The sequence below is a fragment of the Catenulispora yoronensis genome (genome assembly GCF_039531695.1).
GTDB lineage: Bacteria > Actinomycetota > Actinomycetes > Streptomycetales > Catenulisporaceae > Catenulispora > Catenulispora yoronensis.
Map to the genome: position 1 here is coordinate 72,982 of NZ_BAAAQN010000045.1, position 19,793 is coordinate 92,774.

Genomic DNA, 19,793 nt, shown 5'->3' on the forward strand with positions numbered 1-19,793 from the left:
CTCGTTGGTGGCCCGCGCCGCGCTCGCGGCCAACATGATGACGTTGACGCTGTATGTCGTGCTCGGCCTGCACATGGACTACTCGGCGGCCGGCGGCGTCGCGGCGGCTCTGACCACCGGGCTGGCCCTCGGCGGGCCGCTGCTCGGCCGCCTGGTCGACCGGCGGGGCGCGCGTGTCGTGCTGCTGTTCACGGCCGCGGCGCAGATCGTGTTCTGGGCGAGCGTGCCTGCCTTGCCGTTCCCGCTTCTGGTGGTCGCGGCCTTTTGGGCGGGTCTGCTGATGGTGCCGAGTCCGCTGGTGATCCGGCAGGCGCTCGCCGCGATGACGACCGCCGGGCAGCGGCGGGCGGCGTTCGCGCTGGAGTCGGTGCAGGGCGAGCTTTCGTACGTGCTGGGGCCGCCGATCGTGATCCTCGGCGTGGCCGTGGCGTCTCCGCGCGCCGTGGCGTGGGGCGTCGGTGCCGTGATCGCGATCGGCGGAGCGGGTATCGCAGTGCTCGATCCGCCGCTGCGAGGCGAGAACGAGGTGGAGGCCGATCGGGCTGCTCGGCCTCGGCGGCGGGAGTGGTTGGGGCCGGGGATGATCGCTGCCCTGCTGATGGCGTTCGGTGCCACGGTGCTGCTCAGCGGTACCGAGTTGGCCATCGTCGCCACGCTCAAGGCGGTCGGGCAGGTGTCCTGGGCCGGTGTGGTCGTGGCTGTCTACGGCGTGTCGTCGATCGTCGGCGGCCTGGTGTACGGGACGCTGTCCCGGCCGCTGCCGACGTGGCTGCTGCTGGCCGGACTCGGGGTCCTGACTGCTCCGGCCGGCCTTGCCCACAGCTGGGCCTGGTTGTGCGTGGCCGGGGTCGGTGCGGGGCTGCTGACCGCGCCGACGTTGTCGTGCGTGGCCGCCACGGTGAGTCGGCTAGCGCCGCCGAGTGCGCGGGGCGAGGCGACGGGTTTGCAGTCGTCGGCGCTGAGCGCGGGCTTCGCGATCGGGGCTCCGGTGGTCGGGGGCGTGATCGACATGTCGGCGCCGGCTGCGGGCTTCGCCGCGTCCGGGTTGGTGGCCGTGGTCGCGGCGCTGATGGGCTATCTGGTCGGACGCCGGCAAGAAAATCAAAGGTCGCAAGCGGCACATCGCCGTGGACGCCCTCGGACTGCTGGTCGCCGGAGCTGGTCGAGTGTTGGTAAAGCATGAGGAAAGATAGAACAAACGTGCCTCGCGGTGCTGTGGGCGCGTCCACCCTGGGTGCACCTACGTGAGGAGCACTCTGTGGCGCTTCCAAGGCTTCCGTTGCACTACGTTCCGGACTGGGTTGTGCCGGGTTTGCGGCATCGGCTTCCGTTGTTGCCGCGGCGGCCGCTCTCGATGGTGTTGTTGGTGGTAGCGGGGGGTGGGTTGGCAGGGGTGGTGGGTCTGTGGTGGCGGCAGACGCCTGTGGACCGGTTGCAGTCGGTGGGGGATTGCCTGGTGGGACTGGCTCAGATAACAGGCCTTGTTGGGGCTTATTTGGTGCTGGTCGAGATTGCGCTGATGGCTCGGTTTCCCTATCTGGAGCGGCGGCTCGGGTCGTGGTTGGCGTCGGCGCATCGGAATCTGGGTGGGTATTTGATTCTCTTGTTGGCCGCGCATGTCGGGTTGGTGGTGGGTGCTTACTCGGTCAGTCTGCGGGAGGCGCCGCCGGTGGTGGTGGTCGGGGTTCTGCAAACGTATCCGGGGGTGCTGGCGGCGACGGTGGGGTTTCTGGTCATGGTGCTGGCCGGCTTCGCCTCGGCGCGGGGGGTGCGGCGGCGGCTGGGATACGAGGGCTGGCATGGGATTCATCTGTTGTTGTATCCGGCTGCCGCGGCGGCGTTCTGGCATCAGTTGACGTTGGGGGCGCAGTTCAGTCGGAATCGGTGGGCGGCGGGGGCGTGGGCGGGGGTGCACGCGGTGGTCGCGGTGGCTGTGGTGAGTAATCGTGTGCTGATTCCGCTGCTCAATAATCGGCGGCATCGGTTTCGGGTGACGGGGGTGGAGGAGCATGGTGCCGATGTCATGAGTATCTATATCTCGGGCAGTTATGTCAGTGAGTTGGGGGCTGAAGCCGGTCAATACTTTCGGTGGCGGTTCATGGCCCGGGGGTTGTGGTACCAGGCGCATCCGTTCTCGTTGTCGGCTGCGCCGAATGAGCACACGTTTCGGCTGACGTTCAAGTGTGTGGGCGGGTACACCAGGCGGCTGAGGCGGTTGCGGCCTGGGGCCAGGGTGCTGGTCGACGGCCCTTACGGAGCGTTCACCGGGATTCTGCGGCGACAGCGGGGTGTGGTGATGATCGGGGGCGGTATCGGTGTCACGCCGCTTCGGGCCATCGCCGAGACGATGCATGGCCGACGGCGGGATATCGTTTTCGTGCAACGGGCTTCGAAGGTTGCTGATTTGATTCTGACGCGGGAGCTTGAGGCGTTGGATCGGGCTGGGCGCATCATTTATATTCCGGCGGTGGGGAGTCGGAAGAATGATCCGTTGTCGGCGGAGCGGTTGCTCGATCTCGTTCCCGATCTGGGGGATCGGGAGGTCTTCATCTGCGGGTCGGCGGGGATGGCCGCTGCCGTTGTCCGCAACCTGCGCCGGGCCAAGGTTCGGCGGGGGCGCATCCATACCGAGATCTTCGACTTCTGAGGCCGGCTGTGAGACTACCTGTCAGGACTCTGTTTTCGGTGGTGGCCACGCTGGGGGCGATGGCGGGGCTGGTGGTCGACAAGACGATGCACGCCAGTGCGGTGGCGGCGAAGAAGAGTGTGCGGGGTGCCGTCGTCACGGTGACGGGTCCGCCGGTGCCGATCGCGCATGGCGTGGTGCAGGTGCGCATCACGGTGGCGGCCGGGCACATCGACCGTGTGGTGGCAGTGCGGTTGCCGCATGACAACGCCGTCTCGTGGGCGCGGTCGGTGGTGGCGGCGCGCAGGCTCGCGGGGGAGGTGGTCGGGGCGCAGTCCGCTCACGTCGATGGCGTGAGCGGGGCCACGTATACGTCGAAGGCTTATCTGGCCTCTTTGCAGGCTGCGATCGATGCGGGGCTTCAGCCCGGGTAGACGACGCCGATCTGAGCCCGGACCTCGTCCATCGTGCGCATCACGCCGAGGGTTTCCGACCAGGGCGCGAGGGGGCTTTCGAGGAGGCCGGCGCGGAGGCAGCGTTGGGCCTCGATCGCTTCGTGCACCATGCCGCCGGCGAGGAAGGGTGCTTCGACGCGTTCCACCAGATCGTCGTCGCGGTACACCGAGAAGCCCGACGGGGAGGTGAAGTGGCGTCCGAACTCGATCCGGCCCTCGGTGCCGGCCACGGTGGCGCTCCAGGTGCCGTCGGCGGTGATCGAGCAGGTCAGGGCGGACACGCCGTTGTCCGGGTGCAGGAGGGTGACCGAGGTGGTGGCGTCCACGCCCTCGGGCGTCAGCACGGCTGTGGCCTGGACCGTGCTCGGTTCGCCGAAGACCAGGCGGGAGATGGCGAGGGGGTACACGCCGAGGTCCAGGAGGGCGCCGCCGCCGAGGGCGGGGTTGCGCATGCGGTGCTCGGGGCCGCCGTGGAAGGACACTGAGAAGTCGGACGTCACCAGGCGGGGCTCGCCGATGACGCCGTCGCGGACCATCTCGACCATGCGCAGGATGGCGGGCACGCAGCGGGTCCACATGGCTTCCATGAAGAAGACGCCCGCGGCCTCGGCGCGGCGGAAGAGGTCCTCGGCCTGGGCGGCGTCCAGGGTCAGCGGCTTCTCGCACAGCACGGCCTTGCCCGCGTCCAGGCACAGCGCGGCCGCGGCGTGGTGGGCCGAGTGCGGCGTGGCGACGTAGACGATGTCGACGTCGGGGTCGGCGGCCAGTTCGGCCCAGGAGCCGTGGGCGCGGGGGATTCCGTAGCGGTCGGCGAAGGCCTGGGCGGTGTCCAGGGAGCGGGACCCGACCGCGGCGACTTCGGCGTCGGCCAGGGTGAGGAGGTCCTCGGTGAAGGTGGCGGCGATGCCGCCGGTGGCCAGGATGCCCCACCGGATGGGTTTCACTGTCGCTTCTGCCACTGGTCCAGCCTCGCTTCGGGAGTCCGACGACGTCGGTCGAGGATAGCCCGCGGGGCCGGACCAAGGTCATCGGGCCCCGTCAGTGCCGGACGGCGGCCGTCACCTTGGCCGTCACGGTGCCCGTCAGCTGCCGGTTGCTACGGGCCTCGGCGGTCGCGGTGCCGTTGGCCGGGACCTGCGAGGCGTTCACGACCACGGCGTCCAGCAGGTTGCCGTTCGGGTCGTCGAACGCGACCGAGATGGTGTAGTCGTGGGCGTCGGCGGTGGGGTTGGCCACCTTCAGCTCGGAGACCGCCTTGCCGTCGGAGTCGATCTTCGCCGCGCCGGCCGTCACGTCGCCGGCCGCGTCGACGCCGCCCTTGATCTGCGAGATCGCCGAGGAGGCGGCGGAGGACGCGGACGAGGCGGCCTGGGAGGCGGCGCTGCCGACCTGGCCGGCGATGCTGGAGGCGGCGGAGGAGGCCTTGGACGCGGCCTGGGACGCGGCGTCGGACCCGTTCGAGGAGTCGCTGCCGCAGCCGGCGGCCGTCAGGGCCGCGAGGGCGAGTACTGCGACGCCGGACAGGCGGCCCGCGGCCGAGGTCATGGTCACCATGCCTCCACGGTCTGCCGGGCCCGGGCGCGGCGGCCACTTTTCGCTGCTGAACGGGTGAGGGCTCAGCCGTCCTGGCCGCCGAGGCCCTGGGCGTCGGCGATCATCGCGGTGCGGCGGGTCCCGGGGTCGGTGAAGTGCTCGGCCACCAGGCGGTCCAGCAGCGCCAGCCGGGTTTCGAGCGGGCCGCGGCGGGCGGCGGGGCAGGTGGCGAGCAGGCCGTCGAGCAGCGCCCGGGTGCGGCGGACCACCTGGAGCGAGCCGGCGCCGTAGTGCAGGATCTCGTCCAGGGCCAGGCTCACGTACGCCGACCAGGACGGGACCTGGTAGCGGATCCGTGTGGTGCCGCCGGCGTCGGCGACGCTGCCGGTGCCGAGGTCGGCGGACGCCAGGCGGGTCAGGGCGTCGTCGATCTGGTCCAGGGCCTGGACGGCGGTGGTCGGGTCGTTCACCGCCGGGGACAGGGCCCTGATCGCGATGTCGACGAGCAGGCGGATGCCGTAGGCCGGGTCCTGGGCGATGGTGCGCCTCGGGCCGACGCGGATCAGGCGCTGGAGCTCGGGGGCGGTGAGTGTCCGGGGACGCGGGCCGGAGGCGTGGACGTCGGCCAGGCGCGTCCCCACGGTCAGGAAGTCGCCGACCGCGGCGGTGAACTCCACCCGCAGGTCGCGTTCGGTGGCGACGCGGACCAGGCGCGCGGTGTTGAAGGCCTGGAAGATGCCGGGCGCGCCGGAGTACCGCAGTACGGACGGGGAGGCCGGGGCGTCCGGCGCGGGGTCGGCCGCCTCCGGGTGCATGTCGGCGACGACCTCGCGGAGCTGGTCGGCCACCGCGCGCAGCAGGCCGCCGGCGGTGACCGCCGAGCGCAGGGTGAGCAGCAGGCGCAGGAAGAGGAAGGAGCTGTAGACCACGAACACCACGGCCAGCGTCACCGACAGCTGCGGCACCGAGTCGGCGCGGACGCGGCTCAGGACGATCAGCGCGTAGACGAAGGTGCCGACGAAGACCGCGAACATCCGCACGTAGCGGCCGAACTCGTGGACGGCCGTGAACAGCCGCGGCGACATGCTCTGCACCGTCTGCACGACCAGCGTGATCGCGGTGAAGACGAACCCGGTCAGGGTGATCATCCCGGCGGCGATCGCCCCCAGCGTGGCCTGCGCCCCCGAGGCGTCGAACGGCAGCGTGCCGGCCAGGGTGTGGCCGCGCTCCAGCCGGGGCAGCACCAGCCCCAGCACGATCCCGGCGGTGACGATCGCCGTGACGGTCCAGCCGCTGCGCGCGACCCGCTGGGCCCCGGTGCCCGGAGGCGGAGGCATGTCCACACCGTGAGTCTTCGGCCCGGGCCGCCGCGCGGCGATCCGGGTCGACCGAAAGGGGGCTCCCGCGCCGCGCGCCTCACTCGCCCGGACCGCAGCGGATGCGCGCGTCGACGAGCCCGGATTCGCTGTCCCGAACAGCGTCGTGCCGAACCGGGCCCGCCGCTGCGGCTGGACCAACCGGATCCGCCGGGCCGCGGCAAGGCGGCCCGCGGCCGGCAGCAAGGCGGCCGGCAGCAAGGCGGCCCGCAGGCAGGCGGCCGGCGTCGGAAGGAGGACCGAGAACCTGCATGCCCCTCACCGCGTCCTGGACCGATCGCACTCGCCCCGCGGCCTCCTACGTCCGCCGGGTCCTGCGCGACGCCCGCGCCCGCGGCTGGCGCGGCCTGGTGCCCGGCGCGCCGGAGGTCCTGGAGCAGGCCCGCACCCACTGGCACAAGGACGTCCTGGTGGGGATCTCCGTGGCCGCCGTCGCCATCCCCGGGTCGCTCGGCATGGCCGACCTGGCCGGGGTCGCGCCCACCGCGGGCCTGTACGCCACCATGTTCCCGCTGCTCGCGTACGCGCTGATCGGCTCCTCGCGCAAGCTGGTCGTCGGTCCGGACGGCGCGCTGTCCTCGCTCACCGCCTCCAGCCTCGCGCCGTTCGCCGCCGCGCACAGCGACCGGTACGCGGCGCTCGCCGCCGGGCTGGGCATCGTGACCGGCCTGATCATGTACGCCGCCGCCGCGCTGCGGCTGGGGTTCATGGCCGACTTCCTGTCCAAGCCGGTGCTGATCGGCTACTTCAACGGCGTCGCGTTGGCGATCATCTCCGGGCAGCTGGGCAAGCTGTTCGGCTTCAAGATCGAGTCCGGCAAGTTCTTCGGCGAGATCTGGGAGCTGCTGACCCACCTCGGCCGCACGAGCGTGGCCACCCTCGCGCTGTCGGCCTCGCTGCTGACGGTCGCGCTGCTGCTGCGCGCGGTGGCCCCGAAGGCGCCGGTCGCGCTGGTCGTCGTGGTCCTGGCCGCCGGCGCCTCGGCGCTGTTCTCGCTGTCCGGGCACGGCGTCGCCACGGTCGGGCCGGTCGACAGTGGCCTGCCGGTGCCCCGGCTGCCGCGGCTGGCCCCCGGCGACTTCTTCGACCTGGCGCTGACCGCCGTCGGCCTGGCGCTGGTCTCGTTCGGCGACGTCATGGCCATCACCCGGACCTACGCCACGCGCGACGGGCACCCGATCTCCCCGGAGCGGGAGCTGGCCGGCGTCGGCACCGCCAACATCGTCTCCGGGCTCACCCAGGGCATGCCGGTCTCCTCCAGCGGCTCGCGCACCGCCGTCAACGCCGCCGCCGGCGGCCGGACCCAGGTGGTGGGCCTCACCGTCGCCGGGCTCACGGTGCTCGTCGCGGCCTTCGCCACCGGCGTGCTCACCGACCTGCCGAAGGCGGCGCTCGGCGTGGTGCTGGTGGTCGCCGCGCTCGGCATGCTCACCGCCAGCGGCGTCGCGCGGCTGCGCCGGGTCCACAACTTCGAAGCCGCGCTGGCGCTGGCCGCGACGCTGGCGGTGCTGCTGTTCAACGTGCTCGGCGGGCTGATGGTCGCGATCGGGCTGTCCATCGGCGTGTTCGTCTACCGCGCGGTCCGCCCGCACGACGCCGTCCTGGGCAAGGTCGAGGACGTCGACGGCTACCACGACATCGACCACAGCGACGCGCCGGTGCAGACCGTCCCGGGCCTGATCGTCTACCGGTTCGACGCGCCGCTGTTCTTCCCCAACGCGCGCTACTTCAAGGAGCGCGTCCTGGCGCTCGTCGACGAGAGCCCCGAGCCGGTGGCGGAGTTCCTGCTGAACGCCGAGGCGATGACCTACATCGACTCCACGGCGGTGGAGGCGCTGCGCGAACTCCACGCCGCGCTGCGGGTGCGCGGGGTGGTGCTGGCGGTGGCGCGCGCCAAGTGGTTCATGATGAAGATCTTCGATTCCTCGGGGCTCACCGAGGTGATCGGGCCCGAACACTTCCATCCGACGGTGCGGGTGGGGGTCCGGGCCTTCCGGGACCGGTGATCCATGACCGGTGATCCATGACCGGTGATCCAGGACTGATGATCCGAAACCAGGGCGGGCCGTCGCGGGCCCGCGACGGCCCCGGGGGAGCGGCCCGGCTACCGCATCGCCTCGCGCACCACGTGCGAGTCGGTGACCTGCTCGAAGCGCACGATCTCGCCGTCGGCCAGGGTCCAGAAGTGGGCGAAGCGGGCCCGCATCGCCCGGCCGGTGCCGCCGTGCACGCCGGTGTACCAGCCCAGGCCGACCACCACGCCGGCCTCCTCGTCGGCGACCAGCTGTTCGGGGGTGGCGTCGTAGCTGTCCCACTCGGCGCCCAGGCGCAGGAAGACGTTCTCCTTCACCGACTCCGGGCCGACGTACGTGCCCGCGTACGGGAAGCCCGCCATCTCGGTCCACTCCACTTGCGCGGCGAAGTCGGCGACCATACCGTCGAGGTCCTTGGCGGCGGACGCGGCGTAATGGGCTTCGATGATCTCTTTCGCGGTCCTCATGACAACTCCCTTGCTCGCATCGGGCGGTCCTCCCCGATCCCATCCGATGCCCCCGCCGGGTGGCTTGTCGCCCAGGGCCCAGCAGCTTGTCTGTGGCGGATCAGAAGTTGTCCCAGGGGGCCCTGTGCCCTTTCGGGGCATTTCAGGGCCGGGGGCCCGGCGGCTAGCGTCGGGCACCGGCCAGGTCGGCCGCTCCCTTCAGGACACGTGAGGAACACCGTAGTGGACGTCACCCGGATGTCAGGCAAGGTCGTGCTGGTCACCGGCGCCGGAACCGGGATCGGGGCGGCCGTGGGCCGCCGCGCGGTCGCCGAGGGCGCCCGGGTGGTGCTGACCGGCCGCCGCGCCGAGCCGCTGGAGCGGGTCGCCGCCGAACTCGGCGGGGCCGCGCTGGCGGTGCCGGCCGACGCCGCGACGCCGGAGGACGCCGCCCGCGTCGTCGAGGCCGCGCTGAACCGGTTCGGGCAGCTGGACGTGCTGGTGGCCAACGCCGGCGCGCACTACCCCGGGGCGGTCCTGGACCTGAAGGACGACGACTGGCACGCCGCGGTGCGGGCCAACCTGGACACCGCGTTCGTCATGGCGCGCGCCGCGCTGCCGGCGCTGATCGCCGCCCGCGGAAACATCGTGGTGGTCTCCTCGATCGCCGGGCTGTTCGCCGGGCCCGAGGCGGCCGGGTACGTCACCACCAAGCACGCGCTGATCGGCCTGACCCGCTCCCTGGCCCGCGACTACGGCGCGCGCGGCGTGCGGGTCAACGCGGTGTGCCCGGGCTGGGTGCGCACCGAGATGGCGGACACGCAGATGGACGAGCTGGGCCGGCGCTCCGGGATCGACCGGGACGCGGCCTACGCGCTGGTCACCAAGGACACGCCGCTGCGCCGCGCGGCCGAGGCCGAGGAGATCGCGTCGGTGACGGCGTTCCTGGCCTCCCCGGAGGCGTCGGCGATGACCGGCGCGGTGGTGGTCGCCGACTGCGGCGCCGGCTGCGTGGACCTGCCGACGCTGGCGTTCGTCCCGGACTTCGTCGACTAACTCATTCCGCCCGCCCTGGAGGGGAGCCCCCGATGACCGACGAGACCGCACCCGAGAAGAGTTCCGGGCCCGGTTCGGCGCCGGACCTGGATTCCGGCAACGAACGTCCGGCCGACTGGAAGACGATGGACGACTTCGCGGCCGGCATCGCCACCAACCGCCTGCCCGCGACCGGCGACCTGGTCGGCCGCGGCCTGATCGTGCTGGACCGCGACGGGACCGCGACCGCGCTGGACTTCACCGGTGCCGACCGGGTGCAGTGGACGCGCACCACGGTGGACGGCGAGAAGACCTCCGGCGAGGACTGGTACGAGGCGGTCGCCGTCCGTCCCGGCCTGTTCTTCCTCCAGCAGCGCTTCGCCGACGACGTGCTGCGCGCCGAGGTGACCGTCCTGGACACCGGCAGCGGCCGTACGCTGCGCATCGACTCGGTGATCGGCGACACGCCGCGTCCCGGCGCGCCGCGCGTGGACCAGGTGTTCACCCCCGGCGTGCTGGAGGGCCTGCTGGACGTGGACGCCGCGCTGCCCGGCTCGGACGGCGTGGCCGAGGAGACGCGCGACCTCATCGGGTGGCGTGCGTTGTACCGGTACAGCCCCAACCACCTGTACGAGCACGTATATCTGAGCTCTCAGCGCTACGCCTGGCAGTGCCTGGTCGGCGAGCAGCGCGGCCACGGCGACATCGACCTGGCCTCGACGTGGAAGTTCGGCGAGGACCTGTACGTCTTCACCTTCCGCGAGTTCAAGATCCCGGTGGCGGCGACCTGGCTCTACGACTTCTCCCAGATGCGCTCCACGGGCATGTTCCTCGGCCTGGGCGCCGGCGGCGTCACGCTGGCGCCGGGCGGGGCGTACATCACCGAGCTGAACCGGACCGTCTACCCCCGGGACGCCCAGCCGGTGTGATCGACCGACGGGTCCCGTCGACCGCGTCCGCGCCCGGCCTCGCACTGTCGCGAAGCCGGGCGCGGACGCGGTTCTGGTCTTCGGGGGCGGAATCCGGGCGCCGGCCACCGTCCGGCTCGGCGTCGGCAGCGCGTCGACTCGGCGTCCAATAGCAGACCGAGACCGACCCGCCACGCAGCGTGTCACCTCGGCGATTCCGGGTCGCCCGGCCGGAATCCACCGGCCCGGACCGCTATCGCACAAGACAATATTGTATATGATTAGCGATACGATGGTTCAGGGAGCTCCGGGTGCGGCCCGGAGCTGAGGAGGGGACGTCCATGTTCGAAGACGTACCGGCCCCCGACGCCGAGCCGACGCTGATCCTGGCCGGCGGCCGGGTGGTCACCGTCGATCCGGAGTTCACGGTGGCCCAGGCCGTGGCGGTCGCCGGCGACCGGATCGTGGCGGTCGGGTCCGACGCCGCGGTGCGGGCGCTGGCCGGGCCGGCGACCCGGGTGGTCGAGCTGGCCGGGCGCAGCGTGCTGCCGGGCATCAACGACTCGCATCTGCACGCCGCCGCCTACGGCATGACCCGGCCGCCGTTCGCGCTGGACGTCGGCAGCCCGGCCGTGGGGTCGATCGCCGACGTGGTCCACGCGGTGCGGGCCGCGGTCGCCGGGGCGCGGCCCGGGGAGTGGATCGTCGGTCTGGGCTGGGACACCGGCTATCTCGCCGAGTGCCTGGCCGACCCCTCGCGGGTGCCGGACCGGCACGACCTGGACGCCGTCGCGCCGGACAACCCGGTGTGCCTGTCCCACTTCTCGGCCCACATGATCTGGGCGAACTCCGCCGCGCTGGCCGCCGCCGGGATCGACCGGGACACCGTGCCCCCGCCCGGCGGGATCATCGACGCCGACGCGCACGGCGAGCCCACCGGCATCCTGCGCGAGGCCGCCCAGGAGCGGGTCCAGCAGGCCATCCCCGAGCCGGACCGCGCCCGCCGCCGGGCCCTGATCACCAGCGCCATAGCCGACCTGCACAGCCGCGGCATCACCAGCTACACCGAACCGGGGCTCGGCCCCGGCGGCGGCGGGATCCTGCTCGGCGGGCTGAGCGGGGAGAACCTGGCGGCCTACTACGAGCTGGCCGCCGCCGGGGAGCTGGAGGCGCGGGTCAGTGTCCTGCTGCTGCCGGAGACCGGGGCGGCGGCCCAGCCGCTGGATCCGATTCCCGAGGCCGAGGATCCCCGCCGACTGCGGATCATCGGGGTGAAGGTCTTCGCCGACGGCGTGCCGCCCAACCACACCGCCTGGATGCACGAGCCCTACTGCGACGGCGGCGGGCACGGCTCGCTGAACATGACCGGCGAGGAACTGCGGCGGGCGATAGCCGAGGCGCACGCCGCCGGCTATCAGCTCGGCGTGCACGCCACCGGCGACCGGGCCATCGACGCGGTGGTGGACGCCTTCGTCGCCGCCAACGAGGCGGTGCCGCGCCCGGACGCCCGGCATTACGTGATCCACGGCGACTTCGTCAGCGCCGCCAGCCTGGCCAAGCTCGCCGCGCACGGCTACGGCCTGAACATGAACCCCGGCATCAAGTGGATGACCTCCGACCTGATGGACGAGGTGGTCGGGCCGCAGCGCTCGGCGTACCAGTGGCCGGTGCGGACCGCGATGGAGGCCGGCATCCCCGTGTGCTCCAGCTCGGACGCCCCGGTCACCGAGCCGGACTGGCGGCGGGCGATCGCCGCGATGATGCTGCGCGAGTCCCGCGCCAGCGGGCGCCCCAGCGGCCCCGAGCAGTGCGTGGACCTGGCCGACGCCCTGCGCGCGTACACCACGAACGCCGCGCGCCAGGACTTCGCCGAGCAGTGGAAGGGCTCGATCGAGGTCGGCAAGGTGGCCGACCTGTGCGTGCTGGACCGCGACCTGACGGCGCTGGACCCGCACGAGATCCCCGAGGTCCTGGTGGACCTCACCGTCTTCGACGGCCGCGTCGTCTACGAACGGCCGGGCCGGCGGGCCGATGGGTCCCAGGACGGGGCCCAGGGCGGGTCCCAGGACGGGTCCTAGCCGTCCGGACCACCGGTCCCCGCACCGGCGCACCCGTTCGCGCGCCGGTTCGCGCAGGTCCTGGCCGGCCCGGCGAATTCGCCCCTTTGCAGGGCGGGCCGAGCCTGTTACCCTACAAACCATATACGATTTCCAATACGAACACGCCGGCCCGGTCCGGCAGATCGGAGAGCCCCCGTGGTCGCCGCCGTGAACCGCCCGCCGGGCCTGCCGGACCACATCAGCCACGCGATCGGCGGCCGCGCCGTCGAGAGCCGCTCCGGCGCCGTCTTCGAGGTGCTGGACCCGGTCTCGAACAAGACCTACGCCACGGTGGCCGCCGGCGACGCCGGCGACATCGAGGACGCCGTCGCCGCCGCGCGGACCGCGTTCGAGCGCGGGTCCTGGTCCCGGGCCACCGCCCGGCAGCGGGCCCGGGTGCTCAACCGCATCGCCGACGCGGTGGAGGAGCGCGAGGCCACGCTGGCCGAGTGGGAGAGCTTCGACACCGGCCTGCCGATCAGCCAGGCCACCGGCCAGGCCCGGCGGGCCGCGGAGAACTTCCGGTTCTTCGCCGACGTCGTCGTCGCCCTGCACGAGGACGCCTACTCCACGCCCAACACCCAGCTCGGGTACGTGCTGCGCCGCCCGATCGGGGTGGCCGGGCTGATCACGCCCTGGAACACCCCGTTCATGCTGGAGAGCTGGAAGCTGGCCCCGGCGCTGGCCTCGGGCTGCTCGGTGGTGCTCAAGCCGGCCGAGTTCACCCCGCTGTCGGCCAGCCTGTGGGCCGGGATCTTCGCCGAGGCCGGGCTGCCCGAAGGGGTGTTCAACCTGGTCAACGGGCTCGGCGAGCAGGCCGGGCAGGCCCTGGTGGACCACCCGGAGGTGCCGCTGATCTCGTTCACCGGCGAGACCACCACCGGCATGACGATCATGGGGCGCTCGGCCGCGCACCTCAAGGGCCTGTCGATGGAGCTCGGCGGCAAGTCCCCGGTGGTGGTGTTCGCCGACGCCGACCTGGAGGCGGCGCTGGACTCCACGCTGTTCGGCGTGTTCTCGCTCAACGGCGAGCGCTGCACCGCCGGGTCGCGGATCCTGGTGGAGCGGCCGCTGTACGAGGAGTTCTGCGCGCGCTTCGCCGAGCGGGCCTCGCGCATCGTGGTCGGCGACCCGCACCACCCGGACACCGAGGTCGGCGCGCTGGTGCACCCCGAGCACTACAACCGGGTGCTGTCCTACGTGGAGATCGGCAAGTCCGAGGCCCGGCTGCTGGCCGGCGGCGCCCGGCCGGCGCACCTGCCCGACGGCAACTACCTGGCGCCCACGGTGTTCGCCGACGTGCACCCGGACGCCCGGATCTTCCAGGAGGAGATCTTCGGGCCGGTGGTCGCGCTGACTCCGTTCGACACCGAGGAGGAGGCGCTGGCCCTGGCCAACGCCGTCCGCTACGGGCTGGCCGGCTACGTGTGGACCTCGGACCTGCGGCGCGGGCACCGGGTCGCGGCCGGGATCGAGGCCGGGATGGTGTGGCTGAACTCGCACAACGTCCGCGACCTGCGCACCCCGTTCGGCGGCGTGAAGTACAGCGGCGTCGGGCACGAGGGCGGCCGGCGCAGCATCGAGTTCTACACCAACGAGCACATCGTGCACGTCGCGCTGGACGTGGCGCGCACCCCCCGCTTCGGCGCCGGGCAGGGCCAGGCCGCGTCCTGAGCACGGCCCCGCGCCGTCCCCGCGCCGGTCCGCCACCGGCGCGGGGGGACGAGGCGGTACCATGTACGAAACCGGATATGTGCGAGGTCGGAGCGGGTGTTCCCGTTTCCGGCGGCACGATTGGATGGCACAGGTGGCAGGGACAACTGCGGCGAGGGGCACGGCCTCCAAGCGTGCGGGCGGTTCCAAGCACGAACTCGCGTACGAGATGATCAAGAGCCGGATCGTGGACGGCACCTACGTCCCGGGCTACCGGCTGGTGCTGGAGCAGCTCGCGCGCGAGTTCGGAGTGAGCCCGGTGCCGGTGCGCGAAGCCGTGCGCCGGCTGGAGGCCGAGGGCTACGTAGAGTTCATACACAATGTCGGCGCGCGCGTCGCGCACATCGACACCGAGACCTACGGCCAGGCCATGCAGGCCCTGGCCCTGCTCGAGGGCTACGCCACCGCGCTCGCGGCGCCGCGGATGCGCAAGAGCGACCTGAAGAACGCGCGCGACGTGAACCGCCGGATGGCAGACGCCCTGAGCGGATTCGACCCGGCCACCTTCACCGAGCTGAACCACCGGTTCCACGAGGTGTTCCTGGACCGGTGCCCCAACACCTACATCCGCAGCCTCGCCGCCGGCGAGTGGGCCCGGCTGGACCTGGTCCGGCGCAGCTCGTTCGCCTTCGTGCCGGGCCGGGCCCGGGCCTCGGTGGCCGAGCACGACCACATCCTGGACCTGGTGGAGGCCGGGGCCGACGCCCAGGACATCGAGCTGGCCGCGCGCCGGCACAAGCTCGGGACGCTCCAGGCGGTCATCGAGCACACGCACGCCGAGACGGGGACGGAGGGCTGAGGCCGGCGCGGTCCCTGGGGCCGCGCGCCTCGACCGGTTCGTTCCGGTCCTGTTTCTCCTGCTTGACGTACTTCTTGGATCTTTCGCACTTGTCGCACCTTTTGCAGTGCTCGTACCTTGCGCACTGCTCGCACTTCGCGCACTGATCGCGCCCGTCGCGCGATCCGGTGCCGCGGGGCCGATCCGGGCCGCTTCGGCGGGGCCGGGACGGACCCCGCCGCACCCCGGCCGGCAGCGGCCGGAACCGTACCGATTCGTCGCGCGGCCGACCACCGGCCGCCACCGCGACGACACCGGCCGTCCAGGTCACGGCGGCCGGTGTCGCTTGCGCGCCGCTGGGCGGCGCCGGGCCCGGCCGGCCCTGAGCAAATACCGAATCGTGATGTGTCAAGGGTACTTATCCGCGATGAGATCATATACGATCACCGCTATGACGCGGCCCGCCGGAGGGCCGCCGCCCGGGCTGGCCGCTGCGGAAGGAACCGCCCATGGAGCATGCCGATCTCGTATTCACCGGGGGCGCCGTCATCACGGTGGACGGCGCCGACCGGATCGCTGAAGCGGTGGCCGTGACCGGCGGGCTGATCACCGCCGTGGGCACGGCCGAGGAGGTCGGAGCCGCGATCGGACCGGACACCAGGGTGGTGCGCCTGGACGGCGGCGCGGTCCTGCCCGGCATCAACGACTCGCACCTGCACGCCGCGATGCTCGGCGCCTACTGGCCCGCGATGTGGCTCGACGGCATGGCCGACGGCGGCTTCCCGGTGCCCCGGCAGCTGGCCGACCGCGCCGACCGGCGCGCGGCCATCGACCTGGCCGCCGACGTCCTGCAGCCGCTGGGCATCACCAGCTACACCGAGCCGGGCCTGGGCCCCGGCGCGCGCGGCCAGCACGGCGGCGCCTGCGACGACGAGACGCTCGCCGCGTACGTCGACGCCGCGACGGCCGGCGAGCTGCGGGCCCGGGTCACCGTGCTGCGCCTGTTCGGCGAGCTCGACGGCCTGAGCACGGTGGCCGACCTGGTCGCCGGGCTGGACCGGAGCACCGGCGCCGACGACGTCGACCCGCGCTGGCTCGCGGTCGCCGGCGTGAAGCTGTTCGCCGACGGCATCCCGCCGATGCACAGCGCCTGGATGTCCGAGCCCTACCTCGGCGGCGGCCACGGCACGCTGATGGTCGAGGGCGACGACGACGACGCCCGGCTCGCCGCGCTGCGCGCGATGATCGGCCACGCGCACCGCGCCGGCTGCCAGATCGGCGTGCACGCCACCGGCGACCGCGCGGTCGGCGAGACGGTGCGCGCGATGGCCGAGGCGCTGGCCGCCGATGCTGATTCCGCCGCCGGTTCCGACGCCACCGCCGGTTCCGCCGCCGCACGCCGCCACTACATCATCCACGGCGACGCGATCGGCCCGGACACCCTGACCACCATGGCCGAGCACGGCATCGGCGTGAACGCCCAGCCCTCGATCTACACCGCGACGCCGGGAATGCTCGAACCCGCCATCGGCGCCTGCCGCACCGACGAACTGCTGCCGCTGCGCTCCGCCCTCGACGCCGGCGTCCCGGTGTGCCTGAGCTCCGACGGCCCGGTCACGATGCCGGACTGGCGCCGGGGAGTGGCCTCGGCGGTGCTGCGGACCGCCGAGGCCGGCCCGGTGCGAGGCCCGGACCAGCGGATAGCCGTCACCGAAGCCCTACGCGCCTACACGATGAGCGGCGCCCGCCAGGACGGCGCCGAGGACTGGAAGGGCTCGATCGAGGTCGGCAAGGTCGCCGACCTCTGCGTCCTGGCCGCCGACCCGCTCACCGCACCCCCCGAGAAGATCCCGGAGATCGAGATCCGCATGACGGTCCTCGACGGACGGGTCGTCTTCGACCGCGAAGCCTGAGCCGGGCGGACCGACGATGCACTGGCCGACGCACTGGCCGAGCCCAAAGCAGCGCGCGCACCGGGAACCGGATCCGCGATGCGCGCGGGAGCCGAGCCGATCTGCCGGAGCCGGAAGCGGCGCCGGAACAGGAGCCTGGCACGGCGGGATCGGACCGGCGGTGCCCACGCCGATCGGGTCCACGCGAGCCTACCGAGCAAGCGGCGGATTCACTGGGACTGAATTTGCCGAGGCTGTGTCCGCACGAGCCGGATCCGATCAAGCTCGCCGAGCGAGCAGCGGATTCGCTCAGGCGGAACCTGCGCGAGCCGGGTTCGGGCAAGCGTGCCGAGCGAAGGCTGGATTTGCTCACGCTGGTTTGGCCGAGGCTGTGCTCGCGCGAGCCGGCTCCGGGCAAGTCTGCCGAGCGAGCAGCGGATTCACTGGGACTGGATTTGCCGAAGCTGTGCCCGCGCCAGCCAGGTCCGGGCGAGCCTGCCGAGCAAGCGGCGGATTCACTGGGACTGGATTTGCCGAGGCTGTGCAAGTGCGGGCTGGGTTCGGGCAAGCGTGCCGAGCGAAGGCCGGAGTTGCTCACGCTGGATCTGCCGAGTCAGTGCCCCCGCCAGCCAGGATGTCGAAGCCCCTCCCGGCGGAAGCCGGGTCCGCGCAAGCTCGGCTTGCGCGGACCGGCCGGTTCCGGAGTCGGCTATCGCGGGTCGACCGCGGCCTCGCGGGTTGTGCCCCAGGATGCTGTCGGTTCGACCACGCCGCGGTCCAGCCACCACTGGTCGCAGCGGTCGCGCAGGATGCCGCCGTGGCGGGCCAGCAGGTCCAGGGCTCCGAGGTTGTCCTGGAGCTGGGTCAGGCGGCTGGCGCCGAACAGGACGGTCGCGGTCGCGGGGTGGGTCAGGCAGAAGGCGAGGGCCAGTTGGGCCGGGGTCGCGTCGAGGTCGGCGGCCAGGGCGGCGATCTGGGGGGCGGCGGTGGTGATCTGCTCGCGGATGCCGCCGGTGTCCATGCCGATCCGGCGGTTCGGGGTGGCGTTGCCGGCCAGCAGGCCGCCCTCGAACACGTCGGAGGCCTGGAGGGAGACCCCGTAGTCCTCGAAGATGCGGCGGTAGGGCTCGCCGTCGGCCACCGAGCGGCGGACCACGCTGTACTTCAGCTGGGCCAGCTGGGGCAGCGGCAGGCCTTCGCGGCGGGCGAACTCGCAGGCGGTCACCACGTCCTCGGCGGCCCAGTTGTTGAAGCCCCAGTGGTCGGCGCGGCCGGCGCGGATCAGCTCGCCCACCTCGGCGACCAGGCGCGGCAGGTCGGGCCGGCCCACGAAGTCGCCGAGCAGCACCAGGTCGGCGCGTTCGGCGCCGACGCGGAACAGGCTGCGGTGCAGCTGCTCGGCCAGCGGCTGCGCCGGGTGGTTCCACAGCCACAGCTTCTGGCAGATCAGGTAGTCCGCGCGGTCCAGGCCCGCGGCCTGCACGATCCGGCCGAACAGCACGTCGGTGTGCGACTGCTCCTGGTGCGGACCGGTGTTGTAGTGCCCGACGTCGAACAGGTTGATCCCGGCGTCCACGGCGAAGCGGAGCAGGTCCACCGCGTCGTGGAAGTCCATCCGGTCCCAGATGTGCCACGACCCTAGCGACAGCACGGAGGCCTGCGGCCCCGACGCGCCGAGCCGGTGGTGCGGAACCGGCCGGCGGGCTGCCGGGCGCGGGCCCGGGCCCTGGTCCGGAGCCCGGCCGGGGTCCCGGCGGGGTGGTGGAGCGGGGTGCGTCATCGGCGGAACTCCTTCGAACGGGTGCGTTCAATCCCTTGACCGCCCGGTGAACCAGATGCAAAATACGATAGCATTCCATATACGATCTGAGGAGACGAGGAACCCCATGACCGGATCGACGCCCCGGCGCAGCCCGGCCGCCCCCGCGGTGAGCCCCGAGCCGATCGTGCAGGTCGCGGCCGGTTTCATGGCCGCCAAGCAGTTGTTCGCGGCCAGCGCCACCGGACTGTTCGCGGCCCTGGCGCAAGGCGGTCTGCCGCTGTCCGAACTGGCCGCGAAGGCCGGGATCGCCGAGCAGTCCTGCCGGATCCTCGCCGACTCGATGGTCGGCCTGGGCCTGATGGAGCGGGACGGCGCCGACTACCGCAACGGCGCGGCGGCCGCCGCCTACCTGGCCGGCGACCCCGAGACCCTGGACCTGCGCCCGCACATGGCGTTCTGGGACGCCATCAGCTACCCGCACTGGCTGGGCTTCGACAAGACCGCCCGGGAGGCGCTGCCCAACGAGCTGGACCTGTCCGGCGACCGGATGACCGCCTTCTTCGGCGGCGTCCAGGCCTACAACTCGGCGCACGCGCTGATGCTGGACCAGTACTACGACTTCGGCGCGCACCGGCGGGTCCTGGACCTGGCCGGCCTGTCCGGGGCCTTCCTGGCCGCGGCCGTGGACCGGCACCCGGAGCTGCGCGGCACCTTCTTCGCCGACCCGCAGATGGTCGAGTTCGCCCGGCCCGGCCTGAAGCCGGAGCACCTGGAGCGGATCGAGCTGGTGGCCGGCGACGCCGCGGTGGACAAGCTGCCCGAGGGCCACGACGCGGTGCTGCTGGAGCACGTCGTGCACCGCTTCGACGCCGAGGCCAACCGCGCGCTGCTGCGCCGGGCCCGCGAGGCCGTCGAGCCCGGCGCCGCGCTGCTGGTCCTGGACTTCTTCCTGGACGAGGGCGAGCCGCGCCGGGCCCTGGACTCGCTGCTGGCCGGGGAGTACCTGACCATCGACGGCACCGTGGTCTACCCCGAGGCCGAGGTCCGGTCCTGGGTCGAGGAGACCGGCTGGCGCTGGGTGGAGACCCGGCTGCTGCCGGGCAGCCCGCGCGTGCTGATCGCCGAAGCGGTCTGAGG

The 19,793-nt window shown here is 72.5% G+C and carries 15 protein-coding genes and 1 pseudogene; 11 read left to right on the forward strand and 5 right to left on the reverse strand.

Annotated elements, in window-relative coordinates:
• Positions 1–7: 7 nt before the first annotated feature.
• The 3 genes and pseudogenes from ABD481_RS30665 to ABD481_RS30675 form a co-directional block, all read left to right on the forward strand.
• Positions 8–1,081: pseudogene (locus ABD481_RS30665) on the forward strand (MFS transporter); the annotation flags it as partial.
• A 273-nt stretch (positions 1,082–1,354) separates the two neighbouring features.
• Positions 1,355–2,647 carry a ferredoxin reductase family protein gene (locus ABD481_RS30670; RefSeq protein WP_344669316.1) on the forward strand — a complete coding sequence of 431 codons (1,293 nt, stop codon included), beginning with the start codon at positions 1,355–1,357 and terminating at the stop codon, positions 2,645–2,647.
• A gap of 38 nt (positions 2,648–2,685) precedes the next feature.
• On the forward strand, positions 2,686–3,060 hold the full coding sequence (locus tag ABD481_RS30675) for an FMN-binding protein (RefSeq protein ID WP_344669286.1): 375 nt from the start codon (positions 2,686–2,688) through the stop codon (positions 3,058–3,060).
• Here the strand turns inward: ABD481_RS30675 and ABD481_RS30680 are convergent.
• The 3 genes from ABD481_RS30680 to ABD481_RS30690 form a co-directional block, all read right to left on the reverse strand.
• Positions 3,048–4,025, reverse strand: coding sequence for a Gfo/Idh/MocA family protein (locus ABD481_RS30680; RefSeq protein ID WP_344669287.1), 978 nt, complete (start codon positions 4,023–4,025; stop codon positions 3,048–3,050). The genes ABD481_RS30675 and ABD481_RS30680 overlap by 13 nt on opposite strands.
• Before the next feature lie 94 nt (positions 4,026–4,119).
• Positions 4,120–4,635: a hypothetical protein gene (locus tag ABD481_RS30685; protein WP_344669288.1), complete on the reverse strand. Its 516-nt coding sequence runs from the start codon at positions 4,633–4,635 to the stop codon at positions 4,120–4,122.
• Between the two features lie 62 nt (positions 4,636–4,697).
• A complete protein-coding gene (locus tag ABD481_RS30690; RefSeq protein ID WP_344669289.1) occupies positions 4,698–5,951 on the reverse strand; it encodes a DUF2254 domain-containing protein in 1,254 nt (417 codons plus the stop codon).
• Positions 5,952–6,241: 290 nt separating this feature from the next.
• Between ABD481_RS30690 and ABD481_RS30695 the strand changes: the two genes are divergently transcribed.
• Positions 6,242–7,996, forward strand: a complete 1,755-nt coding sequence (locus ABD481_RS30695) for a SulP family inorganic anion transporter (protein ID WP_344669290.1) — start codon at positions 6,242–6,244, stop codon at positions 7,994–7,996.
• A 98-nt stretch (positions 7,997–8,094) separates the two neighbouring features.
• Here the strand turns inward: ABD481_RS30695 and ABD481_RS30700 are convergent, their stop codons facing one another.
• Positions 8,095–8,490, reverse strand: coding sequence for a nuclear transport factor 2 family protein (locus ABD481_RS30700; protein ID WP_344669291.1), 396 nt, complete (start codon positions 8,488–8,490; stop codon positions 8,095–8,097).
• 237 nt (positions 8,491–8,727) lie between these two features.
• On the opposite strand from ABD481_RS30700, the gene ABD481_RS30705 reads away from it, so the two are divergent.
• From ABD481_RS30705 to ABD481_RS30730, 6 genes are all read left to right on the forward strand, one after another.
• Positions 8,728–9,525: an SDR family NAD(P)-dependent oxidoreductase gene (locus ABD481_RS30705; protein ID WP_344669317.1), complete on the forward strand. Its 798-nt coding sequence runs from the start codon at positions 8,728–8,730 to the stop codon at positions 9,523–9,525.
• 125 nt (positions 9,526–9,650) lie between these two features.
• A complete protein-coding gene (locus ABD481_RS30710; RefSeq protein WP_344669318.1) occupies positions 9,651–10,433 on the forward strand; it encodes a MoaF C-terminal domain-containing protein in 783 nt (260 codons plus the stop codon).
• A 320-nt stretch (positions 10,434–10,753) separates the two neighbouring features.
• On the forward strand, positions 10,754–12,490 hold the full coding sequence (locus ABD481_RS30715) for an amidohydrolase (RefSeq protein WP_344669292.1): 1,737 nt from the start codon (positions 10,754–10,756) through the stop codon (positions 12,488–12,490).
• Positions 12,491–12,667: 177 nt separating this feature from the next.
• Complete coding sequence (gene hpaE, locus ABD481_RS30720; protein WP_344669293.1) at positions 12,668–14,185, forward strand: 5-carboxymethyl-2-hydroxymuconate semialdehyde dehydrogenase; 1,518 nt, start codon at positions 12,668–12,670, stop codon at positions 14,183–14,185.
• 133 nt (positions 14,186–14,318) lie between these two features.
• Positions 14,319–15,023: a GntR family transcriptional regulator gene (locus tag ABD481_RS30725; RefSeq protein ID WP_344669294.1), complete on the forward strand. Its 705-nt coding sequence runs from the start codon at positions 14,319–14,321 to the stop codon at positions 15,021–15,023.
• A gap of 488 nt (positions 15,024–15,511) precedes the next feature.
• Complete coding sequence (locus ABD481_RS30730; RefSeq protein ID WP_344669295.1) at positions 15,512–16,915, forward strand: amidohydrolase; 1,404 nt, start codon at positions 15,512–15,514, stop codon at positions 16,913–16,915.
• A gap of 688 nt (positions 16,916–17,603) precedes the next feature.
• Here the strand turns inward: ABD481_RS30730 and ABD481_RS30735 are convergent.
• Entirely contained in the window at positions 17,604–18,674 is a 1,071-nt protein-coding gene (locus ABD481_RS30735; protein WP_344669296.1) for an aldo/keto reductase, read from the reverse strand.
• 106 nt (positions 18,675–18,780) lie between these two features.
• Here ABD481_RS30735 and ABD481_RS30740 point away from each other — a divergent pair, with 106 nt between their 5' ends.
• A complete protein-coding gene (locus tag ABD481_RS30740) occupies positions 18,781–19,791 on the forward strand; it encodes a methyltransferase (RefSeq protein ID WP_344669297.1) in 1,011 nt (336 codons plus the stop codon).
• Positions 19,792–19,793 lie beyond the last annotated feature (2 nt).